This window comes from Desulfovibrio intestinivivus, from assembly GCF_053570665.1.
In genome coordinates this window covers 3,151,877-3,164,976 of sequence record NZ_JBRBQT010000001.1, presented here as the reverse complement: position 1 = coordinate 3,164,976, position 13,100 = coordinate 3,151,877, and the positions used below count along the sequence as shown (strand labels likewise).

At 57.4% G+C, this 13,100-nt stretch carries 12 protein-coding genes; 9 read left to right on the top strand and 3 right to left on the bottom strand.

The genetic code is table 11. The features are described from left to right. Nucleotides 1-5 precede the first annotated feature (5 nt). Nucleotides 6-293: a co-chaperone GroES gene (groES, locus tag ACUZ9P_RS13465; protein WP_022659228.1), complete on the bottom strand. Its 288-nt coding sequence runs from the start codon at nt 291-293 to the stop codon at nt 6-8. On the opposite strand from groES, the gene ACUZ9P_RS13460 reads away from it, so the two are divergent. Further along, on the top strand, nt 292-504 hold the full coding sequence (locus ACUZ9P_RS13460; protein ID WP_449250089.1) for a hypothetical protein: 213 nt from the start codon (nt 292-294) through the stop codon (nt 502-504). The genes groES and ACUZ9P_RS13460 overlap by 2 nt on opposite strands. A gap of 172 nt (nt 505-676) precedes the next feature. On the opposite strand, the gene ACUZ9P_RS13455 is transcribed toward ACUZ9P_RS13460, so the two are convergent. Next, on the bottom strand, nt 677-3,754 hold the full coding sequence (locus ACUZ9P_RS13455) for a hypothetical protein (RefSeq protein WP_449250088.1): 3,078 nt from the start codon (nt 3,752-3,754) through the stop codon (nt 677-679). Nucleotides 3,755-3,980: 226 nt separating this feature from the next. On the opposite strand from ACUZ9P_RS13455, the gene ACUZ9P_RS13450 reads away from it, so the two are divergent. From ACUZ9P_RS13450 to aat, 8 genes are all read left to right on the top strand, one after another. Continuing rightward, nucleotides 3,981-4,244 (top strand): hypothetical protein, encoded by a 264-nt coding sequence (locus ACUZ9P_RS13450; protein WP_298998604.1) that lies wholly within the window; start codon nt 3,981-3,983, stop codon nt 4,242-4,244. Nucleotides 4,245-4,816: 572 nt separating this feature from the next. After that, nucleotides 4,817-6,220, top strand: a complete 1,404-nt coding sequence (locus tag ACUZ9P_RS13445) for a sensor domain-containing diguanylate cyclase (RefSeq protein WP_449250087.1) — start codon at nt 4,817-4,819, stop codon at nt 6,218-6,220. A gap of 218 nt (nt 6,221-6,438) precedes the next feature. Next, entirely contained in the window at nt 6,439-6,744 is a 306-nt protein-coding gene (locus ACUZ9P_RS13440; protein WP_298998598.1) for a hypothetical protein, read from the top strand. Between the two features lie 292 nt (nt 6,745-7,036). Beyond that, nucleotides 7,037-8,380 carry a DNA repair protein RadA gene (gene radA / locus ACUZ9P_RS13435; RefSeq protein WP_449250086.1) on the top strand — a complete coding sequence of 448 codons (1,344 nt, stop codon included), beginning with the start codon at nt 7,037-7,039 and terminating at the stop codon, nt 8,378-8,380. Nucleotides 8,381-8,391: 11 nt separating this feature from the next. Further along, a complete protein-coding gene (locus ACUZ9P_RS13430) occupies nt 8,392-9,033 on the top strand; it encodes a class IV adenylate cyclase (protein ID WP_449250085.1) in 642 nt (213 codons plus the stop codon). Between the two features lie 19 nt (nt 9,034-9,052). Then, nucleotides 9,053-9,373 (top strand): ATP-dependent Clp protease adapter ClpS, encoded by a 321-nt coding sequence (gene clpS / locus ACUZ9P_RS13425; protein ID WP_449250084.1) that lies wholly within the window; start codon nt 9,053-9,055, stop codon nt 9,371-9,373. A 9-nt stretch (nt 9,374-9,382) separates the two neighbouring features. After that, complete coding sequence (gene clpA / locus ACUZ9P_RS13420) at nt 9,383-11,695, top strand: ATP-dependent Clp protease ATP-binding subunit ClpA (RefSeq protein ID WP_449250083.1); 2,313 nt, start codon at nt 9,383-9,385, stop codon at nt 11,693-11,695. A gap of 132 nt (nt 11,696-11,827) precedes the next feature. Beyond that, a complete protein-coding gene (gene aat / locus ACUZ9P_RS13415) occupies nt 11,828-12,607 on the top strand; it encodes a leucyl/phenylalanyl-tRNA--protein transferase (protein WP_449250082.1) in 780 nt (259 codons plus the stop codon). On the opposite strand, the gene ACUZ9P_RS13410 is transcribed toward aat, so the two are convergent. After that, nucleotides 12,571-13,062, bottom strand: a complete 492-nt coding sequence (locus tag ACUZ9P_RS13410; RefSeq protein WP_298998587.1) for a hypothetical protein — start codon at nt 13,060-13,062, stop codon at nt 12,571-12,573. The genes aat and ACUZ9P_RS13410 overlap by 37 nt on opposite strands. Nucleotides 13,063-13,100 lie beyond the last annotated feature (38 nt).

Genomic DNA, 13,100 nt, shown 5'->3' with positions numbered 1-13,100 from the left:
GGGAGTTAGTCAATAATGGCGAGAATGTCTTCTTCGCGCATCACAAGGTGATCAACGCCGTCCAGCTTGACTTCGGTGCCGGCATACTTGTTGAACAGCACCATGTCGCCCGCTTTCACAGCCAGAGCGACGCGTTCGCCATTTTCCCCAGCTTTGCCAGGACCGGCAGCAACAACCTGACCCTTGGAAGGCTTTTCTTTGGCCGTATCAGGGATAAACAGGCCACCGGCGGTCTTTTCTTCGGATTCAAGGCGTTTGACCAGCACACGGTCGTTAAGGGGCTTCAGCTTCATGACGTCAAATCCTCCCGGAAATGATATTATTATTGTCCATTTAGGACGCAGCAGCGGCCGCATCGCTGTGGCCGCGCTGGAAATATTGCGCGTTATGAACCGAAGCCAGTTCCACTTCGCTTCAGTTCCGCACCTGCATAGAAATAAGACGCGCTCGGAGCTTGAAAAGGGGTTTGGACTGATTTTTTTACTTTTTTTTGCAAAAAAATAAAAAATCAAACAAATCAAGCATGTTGAGTTTGACCCCGCTCCGAATGCTTTTTTCTCTGCGGTGTAACCGCGCTCAATACTTTGGGCAAGGAGCACTACCGGAGGCAGGGCGCGCAGTCAAGCTCGACTTGTCCGGATGCCGGTTCCTTATTCTTGCCATGGCCCATGCAGGGTCAGCACAAGCAGGGGCATGTGCCCAGTTTTGACTGCGCCTCGCGGCGAAGTTCCTTCACATACGTCCTGTTGTTTTGCAGATAAAAGGCCAGCGCGCGGGCAAAATCTTTTTTCAGCAGGCCCTCAAGAATGAGGGTGCTGATTTCCCGTTCAAGCGAGAGCAGGGCGTGCATGCCAATGACAATGCGCCGTTCCTCCTGCGGCAGAGCGCACAGCTTGGGCCAGAATACCTCCCGGGCGCGGGGCTGATAATACCACATGTACATCATGTCCAGAAGGTGCGTTACTATTTGCCGTGCTGCTGCGCGGTCTTTGCCGTACAGCATGCGCCAGTATTCCGCAGGATCTTGCAGCATTGTTTCAAGGTCTTTGCTGGGGAACAGCAGTTCCTGCCGGGCCAGGCTTTTGTATATCTGCGTAAATTTGCTGTCGTAATCACATTGTCGCATGCGCAGATACATGTTGCGGTCGGCAAAACCTTCGATGATGGATGCCACCATGTCGGACGAACACTTGGAAACAATGGCCGCGCAGTTCTGCATAAGGCTTATGGGGTCAGGCAAGTGCATTGCGGTAAAGCAGAGCAGCAAGCCCTGGCCCATGAGCATGGACAGCGGAATGGAAAGCGCGCTACGAAAGAGGTTGCCGACTATGGCTTCCTTGGGCAGGCCACGGTAAATGTTGTGCCCTGAAATATAGGCGCTGTTGATCATGGCTATGACCGTATAGACCGCAAGCGCGTTGTCCTGCACCGTCAGACCCATGAAGTCCTGCAAGAGCCACAGGCGCACCACAACCTCAAGCAGCGGAACGGATATGCCCGTGTAAAACAGCGAGTCGGCCATGCGGCTCCAGCTCACATAGCGTTTCCACGGCACAAGCACAGAGCGGGTAAAGGCCCCGCCACCCACAACAGCCTGCCCCACGTTGCGCACCGCAGTAATGGCAAACCATATGAGCGCGCCAAACCATGTGAGCACCCACCAGCCGTCCACATAGCTGAAGGCCCACTGCGCGGGCAAAAAACCCGCCAGGATTTTGAGAACATTGACAATGTCGCTGTTCATGTATTCGGGCGACCAGAAGGGGATTTCCCCTTTTTCCGGGCCGGGCGTCTGCTGCATTTCGCGGTTCACGCCTTTGGCGTCAACACCGCCCAGGGTCACAAGGTTGCCGTCATGGCCCACACTGGTGGTGTTTTTTTCAAGGCCCCAGCCCCGTATCCTGTGGCAGCCCAGATTGCCAAGGCCGGGAATGCGCCTGAGCAGGCGCTGCCACCATGGTTGCGGCTGTGCTGGCTCATGGTAGTGCGTGAAGCGGTAAATATCCGTATGCACGGGCAGGGTGAGCCGCAGGGCGTTATCTTCATTGCGCAGGGCTGCACGAGCCTTGGGGGGCAGCGTTTCCACAAACACAAGCCCCATGCCGTGGGTGTGGTGCGAGCGGCTGGTGGAATCCGTGCCGATGCGCGAACCCAGCGGCGAAAGCGCATAAAACTCCTGCAACTGCGGAATATGACCCAGAATCTCCTGAAACAGGGGCATGCGCGGAGAATCCTTGGGTTCCTTGCTGATAATGCTGCGGATGACCTGCTTGAGCCTCGGGGTGCTGCCCTCGTTGACGGCCCTTTGCAGGGTGTTGATTTCTTCCACATGAGCAAGCTGACCGGCTGTCCATTCGCGCAGGTTAAAAAGCTCGAGGTGGGTAATGCGCCCACGGCCCAGCCACAGCAACTCCAGCACGTCCTGTTCCGTCAGGCCTGCCAGATTGAGCACGATCTGGCAGGGGTGCAGGGGGTAGATGTTTTCCAGCAGGAATTCCGGCGACTGCTGCAAAATAGCGGGCAAATCCTTGTGCGGCTTGTAAGGGAACACGATCTCCGGGTTGGCCTCCGGGCCGAGCCAGTCATCGCGCAGCATGTCGGGCACCATGTCGGTCAGTTCCGTCAGGCTTTCGCGCAGTTTGGCCGCCCGTGCGGGGTTTGTTTCCGCAGTTAGGGCCTCGCGCAGGCGTTCGCCGCGCAACTGTCGCATGGGCTCAAGCTGATGATAAATAAATTCGGCAAGATGTAGCGAGGACGGCTGCTTTTGCCCCACATAGGCAAGAAAAGCCTCCTCCTTGATGGGTTCCGGTGCGGGCATATCCCATCGAGCAGCCAGCGAGGCGGCGTGCCTCTCGTTCCAGGCCCGCAAGAGCTTGAGCACGTAGGCGCGCATCCAGTCGTTGACGGGCGCGTACTTGCGCAGCGCGTCTGTGATGTCCTTGCGGTGCAGCAGGTTGTCAAAAGCCCTCGATGTTTCGGTATTGAGCGGCGACCATGTAAATTCCACCAGTTTGTCGCGGAACGTGGCCTTGAACTCAATGCCGATGCGCACCGTAATGTCCATGATGCGCGCGGCGCGCAGCAGTTCCTGAGCAGCTTCGGGGTCAACGGTATTATAGTAGATTACCGTCAAAAAGCGGATGCCCTTGATCCACGCATCCATGACCAAATGGGTTGGATTTTTGCGCCCCTTGGTGTTGGCGTCGTGCACGTGGTGGTCAAAGGCGTGCTGGTTCCATTCCTCCGGCATTTCAAGCAGGTGGTATTTACGCAGCAATGCCCGCACAATGCGCGGCGTACCGCGCACGGCCTGATGAAATTCGTGCGCGAGGGGTAATTGGTGGCTGGCATCGTTGTGCGAGCGCACGAGGTCTTTCATGATCTGCACCAGCACGCGCGCTGTATTGTTTTGCAGCGAAGAGTGCGTGGAGTACAGGACCTCGTCGTGCAAGCGGCGCAGAGCCTGCAATCTCTCGCTGGGGCCGCCAGCCTCCAGGCTTTCCAGCAGCACGATGACGGCGCTGGCAAGGCGCAGGCCGTGCGAAGAGGTCATTTCAATGATGCCGTGGGGGTGCAGGCCCGGTTCTGGCTGGCGCAGGGCGTGATCCTGTGCGCGGGCGTCCACAAAGGCGTTCACCATCTGGATGAGCTTGTGGTCCTGCCTGTCGAACAGCAATGAAGAAAACTTCCGGTGCGCGTGGGCGCGGCCATCGGTTGAGGAACCGTTGGTAGTGGTACTTTTAGAACTGAGCATGAATAATGTCGGGAAAAAGTGCTTAAAGATATTTGCAGCGGCTGCATGCCCTGCAAGCTGACCATATATGCTTATGATGCAGTGCAAGTGCGCGAAAGTCCAGCGGCATGTTTCTGCCGTCGGGCATGCGCTTAGGCGCATTGATAAAAAAGCCATACTGCCGTTAAATGGCAAAAAGCAGTCTTCTGCACGGATGGCCGCTCTAACCAGTTACCCCGGAGGATGTATGTATCAGCAAGCCAATGATCTGGCCGGAGGGCATGTGTTCGCTACAGCCCAGGAAATGATGGACTGGCTTGAAAAGGCCATGACTGACAATATTCGGAATAACAAGGATCAATACCGGTTTGAGGCTGATCCCTACGCCTATGTGGTCAACTATGCCGCTGCCGCCGGGCTTGAACTTGACGATGCGCAACTGGGCGACATGCAGCGGCGTGTGGCGCAGTGGGCAGAGCAGCACTTTGCCGAGAATATGACGGAAGAATAGCTCTCTTTTCTTTTACTGCTGGCTGCTGCGGTAATTATAATGCAGAGCGTGGGGAATGACAAAAAATTTCACGTGCTTTGCACTGATAGTTGCTGACAGCAGTCAGCAATGTTTTGTTGATTACATATTGCAAGACGTTACTGAAAACTGATGGTGCAGGCTGTATCGATATGGCAGATTTCAGTATTTCAGAATGTTACGTAAAACCGTACATAGTAAATGTAATTGTTTTATTGTGGTCATGAAAATTTTTATGTACAATTGTTGCATTTTTTAGTTGCCAAGAGCGCATAAATTGATGAAGGTGCTGGGGGTAATTTTCTTTACGACAAACGCAAGGGAATATGGCTTGTGAATATGGTTTTTTGTATATGAAGTCACTGTTCGGACTGCTTAGAACGCAAATTGAAGAACGTCCAACTCGAGCAATATTTTTGCTTTGGTCTTTATCACTTCCTGTTGCTGCATTGTTTTCACTGCTTGTAGCGTTGCACTGGCGTTCAGAAAGTTTGACAGTTGCAATTGATGAAGCAGAATATTCTCTGTCGCAGCGTGTTCAGCGTGTTGCTGAAATGGCTGACCTTAAATTTGATACGATAAAAAAACTTACCGTACTTCTGGCTACAGACTCGCGCATTATTGCCGCTCTGAAGGGAGACGGGGATTTTGCGGAATGCACCCGCTACCTTCAGAGTGTGGGGGACACGCTCCGGCTGCACCGTGCGTTCCTGCTTGATAAAAACGGCGTATGCGTTGCCTCCAACGATGCCGGAATGCCCAAAAATCTCCTTGGCGTTAACCTTGCCGACCGTGATTATTTTATCCGCGCCATGGCCGGGGAAAGCACGGTGCAGTTTGTTGTAGGGCGGGTTTCGACCATTCCCGGTTTCCACTTTGCTGCACCTGTCAGCGGGCCTGACGGCTATCTTGGCGTGGCCGTGCTCAAGGTTGATACGGAGACACTTGCGCAGCAGCTTTACCTGCCCACGGGTTTTGTTACGGACAAGGCGGGCGTGGTGGTGCTCTCCGATTCACCGGGGAACATGCTGCGCGCAGTGCCTGGCGAGAGTGCCGCCTTGCTTGCCCCGGCCAAGAGCCTGCTCCGCTATCAGCGCGAAAGTCTTGAACCCGTGTATCTGCGCAAAGTGGATGTGGACGGCTACGATGCCTGGGAGCTTAGCCCCGGTGGCCCGCCCTACCTGTGCAAGACTGTCCGCATAAGCAAGGAGGGGCTGAGCATTTACGGCTTTGAGGGCCTTGGCCCTCTGCTGGCCGACCTTGCGGAAAGCTTCCGCATGCATCTTGCCACCACGTTTATTTTTTTTGTGCTTGGTTTTGCGGTCATAATCGGTACCACAGTGAATCTGCTGCGCGACAGATATTTGCGCAAAACATTACAAAAGCTTAATGATACCTTGCGGGTTCAGGCGCAGCACGATTCCCTGACCGGGCTGCTCAACCGCAGGATGTTTGATGAAATGGCCGAAGCCTGGTTTGCCCAGACATTACGGCTTGGCGTGCCCTTTTCGCTGGTGCTGTTTGACATCGACCATTTCAAGCGGCTGAATGATGCCTTTGGGCATCAGGCCGGCGACCATGTTCTGCGCGAAATCGCCAGATGTGTGAGCATCCGTCTGTCCCGCCGGGGCGACAGGGTTTTTCGCATCGGTGGGGAGGAATTTGCCGTGCTGGCCAGCGCGTCAGAGGAGCGGCAGATTGTTTGCCTCATGGAAAAGATCCGAAAGACTGTGGAGGATATGCGCCTCCAGCATCCCGATGGGGCAGACAAGGTTGTAACCATCTCTTTGGGCGGCTTACTGGTGCGTGATTGCTGCGATATGTCGTTTGATGAAGCGTTCAAAAGAGCGGACGAAGCGTTGTACAGCGCCAAGGCTCAGGGGCGCAACCGCAGCGTATTGGCAGGCAGTTGCGGCGCTGATGGTGCTGCTGACTGTTTGGTACGTCCTCACTCCTGACATCACGCGTTTATGCGCTCTCCATTACGCATTTTTTCGTGCTCATAGTTTCAGTTTTGCGCTGATAATCCATGCAGTTGCAACCATACGAGACGCAACGTCATAATATTTTTCTTTTTTGTGTTGACTTTGAATTTCTTTTTCGTATAATGGAACCTGTTGCCCTCAACCGGGCCGCACTGTTTACCGCCGCAAAGGCATACAGGAGAACAGGTAACATGTATAACCGTTTTGGAACAACGCCGGAAATGATGATCCAGACCGTTCAGGAAAATGGAACGGAGGCTGTACTGGCCATCGACAGCAGGGGCCTGTATCTGACCACCGCCCAATTTGTGGGACGCCCCATTGCCGACCGCAACCGCTATAGCGGTGTGCGCAAGGAAATGCCTCAAAGGCTTGCCGCCCTCGGGCTGGATGTGGATGCCCTGGTGGCCGCAAACCAGCACCGCATTCAGGTGGAGACCGCTTCCACCAAGAAGGTCAACCCCCTCAAGGCCTCCAAGCGTGGTTCCAAGGGCTAGGCTGGGGCAACTGCCAAGTTTGCAACTATCCATACTCCAGAGCAAGATGTGGCTGAAAATGCCCACCTGCTCCGGTTGACGCCACAGGCCGCAATTTTACGGCTGTATACCATCGCCCGTTGTTGACACGGTTGCCCGCACAAGGCTCCGTTCAACAGCGGGCGCTGCTGCTTCAATCTCGCCGGAATTTTTTTATTGCGCCAGCCTTGCAGGGCAGTGGCAGAGGGGATATGCGGCATTGCCCGAGCGCCCACGCCTTGCGCCCTGTGTACTTTTTCCGTAGGCTTTATTCATGTCGAAAACACGTGAAATTTATATATGCTCTTCTTGTGGGTCACAAACCATGCAGTGGCGTGGGCAATGCCCCAACTGTCATGAGTGGAATACGCTTCAGGCGGCTGTGCAGTCCAAATCCGCTCCAGGCGGCAACAGGCCCCGCGCTGCCACGAATTCTTCCAGCCGCCCCATTGCTTTGCGGGATGTGGAAGATGCCGGGCATGCGCCCTACGGCAGCGGCCTGAAAGCCCTTGACCGTGTGCTGGGAAAGGGCCTTGTGCCCGGTGCGGCCATTCTGGTGGGCGGCGAGCCGGGCATCGGCAAATCAACCCTGCTGCTTCAGGTGGCGGGGCTTGTGGCAGCGCAGGGCAGGCGCGTGCTCTACGCCAGCGGTGAGGAATCCCTGCCGCAGATCAAGGGGCGGGCCGAGCGCCTCGGCATGCTGGATCATAACCTGATGGCCATTGCCACCTCCAGTGTGGAGGATGTGCTTGGGGCGGCCAATGCCGCGCCACCAGCCCTGTTGGTGGTGGATTCAGTGCAGACCCTCACAAGCCTTGAGGCCGATGGCCTGCCGGGCAATGTCAGTCAGGTGCGGGCCGTGGCAACAACCTTGCTCGAAGCCTGCCGCCGTCTGTCCTGCACCCTGATTCTGGTGGGACATGTGACCAAGGATGGCGTGCTGGCTGGCCCCCGTCTGCTGGAACACATGGTGGACACCGTTATTTCGCTCGAGGGCGACCGCCGCCAGATGTTTCGCCTGTTGCGCGTGTTCAAAAACCGCTTTGGCCCCAATGAGGAACTGCTGGTCTTCCGTATGGAGGCCACGGGCATGCAGATCGTGGACGATCCCTCCACGTTTTTTCTGGGCCAGCGCGATCCTTCGCTATCCGGCACTGCCGTGGTCATGGCCGTGGACGGGCAGCGCCCGCTGGCAGTGGAGGTGCAGGCCCTTGTTTCCCGCACATTTTTGAGCATCCCGCGCCGGGCGGCCCTTGGCTTTGACGTGGCCCGCCTGCATTTGCTGCTGGCCGTGCTGGAAAAAAGGCTCAAGCTCAATTTTGCTCAGGTGGATATTTACGCCAAGGTGGGCGGCGGCATGAAGCTGAGCGAGCCGGGGCTTGATCTGGCGCTGGTGGCTGCGGTGCTTTCGTCGTATTATGATGTTCCGCTGCCGGAAAAGAGCGTACTGTGGGGCGAGGTGGATCTCAACGGGCAGGTGCGGCCCGTATCCGCGCAGAATTTGCGCCTCACGCAGGCGCGGCGGCTGGGCTTTGACCCCATTGTGCACCCGGCTGCGGAGCAGGGCGGCATCAGCACCATAGCAGCCTTGCAGCAAAAACTGTTTCATCGCAAGTAAAGGCGGCAGTCATGGGCCTTGAGATTGAACGCAAATATCTGCATGTGAATCTGCAAACCCTGCGTCAGGCGCTGGTGGACAACGGGGCGCACTGTCTTGGCGCGCATTTTGAATGTAACTGGGTGTTTGACACTGCCCATGGAGCGCTGGTCACAGGCGGCAAACTGCTGCGTTTGCGCAGTCAGGAATGGCAGGACAAAACGCGCCACCTGATCACGCTCAAGCTGCCCGCCACGGAAGACGGCGGCTTTAAGGTGCGGGAGGAGCGCGAAACGGAAATTGCCGATGGCGCGGCCTTGCGGGGTATTCTGGAAGGTCTGGGCTATACGGTGGCGGCCCGGTACGAAAAAGTTCGCGAGCCCTGGCGCATGGACACCGTGGAAGTGGAGCTGGACGCGCTGCCCTTTGCCCAGGTGGTTGAGCTGGAAGGCCGGGCGCAGGATATTGCCATGGTCGAGAAGCGTCTGAACCTTGACAATGCCGAAATAAGCATCAAAAGTTATCATGAGCTGCATCAGGAATGGTTGCGGCAAAACAACAAGCCGAAACAGCTTTCCTTTGTGTTTGACGAAGCGCAGAGGGCGCACTGGCGCACAGTGCTGGGCCTGACCGAAAAGGCCGATGTCGGCGCGGATTCATCGCGGCAGAGCTGAAACGTCTTGGGAGCCATGCATGTCTTTTATCCCCGACAATCAAACCAGCGGCGACAGCCGCGTAATCGTGGAAAAAAAACTCAAGGAACCGGATCGCTACCGGGTACTCCTGCACAATGACGACTATACAAGCATGGAGTTTGTGGTGTCGGTGCTGTGCGGTATTTTCCACAAAACCGCCGAAGAAGCCACGGCCATCATGCTGGCGGTACACCAGCGCGGGGTAGGCCAATGCGGCATATACACCCTTGAAGTAGCCGAGGCCAAGGTTCGGCGTGTGCACAACACGGCGCGGGCGGCAGGGTATCCCCTTAAATGCACCATGGAAAAAATCCATTGAGATAAGCCTATGTTGAGTAAAAATGTTCAGTTGGTCATTCGGGACGCCCTCATGGAAGCCCACCGGCGACGGCATGATCTGTTGACTGTGGAGCATGTGCTCTTTGCGCTGACCAACAGCATGAAGGGGCGCATCATTCTTGAGGGCAGCGGGGCAAGCGTGCCCGTGCTGCGCGAGCAGCTTGAGGAATTTTTCAACAAGGAACTGGAAACCGTTTCCCTGGCGGAAAAGCACGAAGTCTCGCAGACGGACAGTGTGCAGCGTGTGCTTGAACGCGCGCTGGAGCATATCCGCTCCTCCGGGCGCGATGCTGTGGAGCTTGGCGACCTGCTCATTTCCATCATGGATGAGGAAGAAAGCTACGCACACTTCTATCTGCGCAAACAGGGCGTTGAGCGGCTGGACGTGCTGACCTTTATTTCGCACGGGCTTGACGAAGGCGCTGGCTCGCGCGGTGTGGAAGCCGGGGCCGAAGCCGGGGACGGCGAAGCCAAGGCCGACCCTCTGGCCCAGTACACTGTTGAGCTTACGGCCCGCGCCAAGGAAGGCAAGATTGACCCCCTCGTGGGCCGCACTGCGGAGCTTGACCGCGCGGTTGAGGTTCTGTGCCGCCGCCGCAAGAATAATCCCCTGTTTGTGGGCGACCCAGGCGTTGGCAAAACCGCTTTGGCCGAGGGCCTTGCCTTGCGCATTGTGGAAGGCAACGTGCCTGAAATGTTTGCCAAAACAAAGCTTTACGCCCTTGATATGGGGCTTCTGCTGGCGGGCACGCGCTACCGGGGCGACTTTGAAGGCCGCCTCAAGGCAGTGGTGCAAAAGCTTAAGGAGCAGCCCGACTGCATCCTGTTTATTGACGAAATCCACACCATCGTGGGGGCTGGTTCCACCTCTGGCGGCTCGCTTGACGCGTCCAACCTGCTCAAGCCCGTGCTCGCCAATGGCGAAATCCGCTGCATTGGTTCCACCACATACGAGGAATACCGCAACCATTTTGAAAAAGACCGCGCGCTGGCCCGCCGGTTTCAGCGCATTGACCTTACCGAGCCGACCACGGAAGAATGCCTTGGCATTCTTGAAGGGCTTGAGCCGCGCTATGCGCAGTATCACCACGTGCGTTACAGCCCTGCGGCCCTCAAGGCCATGGTGGATCTTACCTCGCGGCATGTGCGCGACCGTCTGCTGCCCGACAAGGCCATTGACGTGCTGGATGAAACTGGCGCGGCCGTGCGGCTTGGCCGTGGCGTAACGCCTACCGGAAAGCCTGCCAAAAAGAGCGGCAAGGATGCCCCGCTGGTCAGCGTGGCCGATGTGGAGCGCATTGTGGCCCGCATGGCGGGCATACCCGTGCGCACAGTTTCCGGCAAGGAACGCAACAAGCTGGCAACGCTTGAAAAAGACCTCAAGAGCCTTGTGTTCGGGCAGGAAAAAGCCATTGAGCTGACCGTGCGCGCCATCCTACGCGCCCGCGCCGGGCTTGGGCAGGAGCAGCGCCCTGCTGGGGCCTTCCTGTTCTACGGCCCTACGGGCGTGGGCAAAACGGAAGTGGCCCGCAGCCTTGCCAAACTCATGGGCGTGGAATTTTTGCGCTACGACATGAGCGAATACATGGAAAAGCATTCTGTTTCGCGGCTCATCGGCGCGCCTCCAGGCTATGTGGGCTTTGATCAGGGCGGGCTCATGACAGAGGCCGTGCGCAAGGCCCCGTATTCCGTGGTGCTGCTGGACGAAGTGGAAAAAGCCCACCCGGATATCTTCAACGTGCTGCTCCAGGTGATGGATTACGCCACACTGACGGACAACACCGGGCGCAAGACAGACTTTTCGCATGTTATCCTTATCATGACCTCCAATGCCGGGGCCTTTGAAATGTCGCGGCCCGCCATGGGCTTTGGCGGCACAGCCCCGCAGGATGCGGCGCACAAGGGCCTCAAGGCTGTGGAAAACACCTTCAGCCCTGAATTCCGCAACCGGCTGGACGCGCTGGTGCCCTTTGGCAGTCTCACCGAACCCATGATGTTGCGCATTGTGGACAAGTTTGTGGGCGAAATCCGCACCAGCCTCGAGCAGCGCGGCGTAACGCTTACACTCACGGAGACCGCCCGCAAATGGCTGGCCCGCAAGGGCTTTGATCCCTCCATGGGGGCGCGGCCCCTGCGTCGTCTGCTGCGCACGGAGCTGGAAGACCGTCTGGCGCACGAGCTGCTGTTCGGTTCGCTCAAAAAGGGCGGCAGCGCAAAGCTGACAGTCAAGGGCGAGGAACTGGCCCTTGAACATGAGGGCAGCGCGGCCAAAAGCCGCAAGCCGGTGCCTGTAGACGCCTGATTATATGCAGAAAGGCGGGCCGGGGCTGTTGCCGAATGCGGCAGTTCCGGCCCGTTTGCGTTTGGCTGTTTTCAATGGCATCCGCTCCTTCCCCGAAAATATTCAAATGATACTCTGTCGGCAAAGGACGCTATGATCGGGGCATTTACAGCACTGGCCTCTCAATTTCCGCCGCCGGAAACAGCCCGTGAAGACGGATTGCTGTGTCTGGGCGGCGATCTGCGGCCAGAACGTCTGGTCGCAGCCTATAGCTGTGGAATTTTCCCCTGGTATTCCAAGGGAATGCCCATCCTCTGGTGGTCGCCGGATCCCCGCTGCGTCATGCCTCTTGAGGCCTTTCGCCTGCCTGCGCGCAGCGCCCGCAAGCTGCGCCTGCATCCTTTTGAACTGACCCACAACGCCGCCTTCAAGCAGGTTATCCGCGCTTGCGCAGCGCCAAGGGACAAGGAGGGCGGCACCTGGATTATTGACGACATGATGCGCGCCTACGAAGACCTGCACGCCCTTGGCTATGCCCATTCCATTGAGGCCTGGCGTGATGGCGAGCTGGTGGGCGGTCTGTACGGCGTGGCGCTGGGGCGGGCTTTTTTTGGCGAATCCATGTTCCACACCCAGCCGGAGGCCTCACGTGCCGCCCTGGCAGGGCTTGTGGGCCTGCTGCGTCAGCGAGGCGCTACCTTGCTTGACTGCCAGCAGGAAACGCCGCACATCATGCGAATGGGCGGCGTGATGTTGCCGCGCGCGATTTTTCAGGCCGAACTTGAGCGCGCCCTTGCCATGCAAACGCAAACAGGCGCTGCGCAAAGTTGCGCAACGCCTGAAATGGTTGAAAGCGGCCTGCCGTTTCCGTGGCTGCCCTGGGGAGTCGTGTACAGCTATTCCCCGGACGGCTTCTGGGCGGCCAGATCGTAAAAACCATAGGCCGGGAAGGGCAGCGGGTAGTCGCGCACCGCGTCAAAGCGGATGAAGCCCGTGGTCTTGCCTTCGCCAATGCCTGCCAGCGGCGCAACGCCAAAGGGCACGGGCAGATCAAGCGGGCAGACCGTGATTTTTTCGATCTGGTCGGCATAGCGCTTTTCAAGGTATTCAACCAGCGCGTGGCTTTCTTCTGCGGTGAAGGATTCAAGCACGCAGCGCAGGGCGGCTTCTTCCGTAGCGCCTTGCAGCACTTCTGCCGGAACGGAAGGGTCAACCGGGGCCACAAGGCCAAGACCCTTGATGGCTTCCACTTCGGCATCAGTCGCGCCGGGGCGGAAAATCTGCACGTCCAGATGGCGGCAGCCCTTGAAGGTGCTGAGAGTTGCGGCCACAATGAAAACCCGGTCGATGGGCAGATCTATCTGTGAAGGTACGAAGATTTTTTCCATGGCAATTCCCGTTCGTTATTGATGTAATCCTGTCCTCT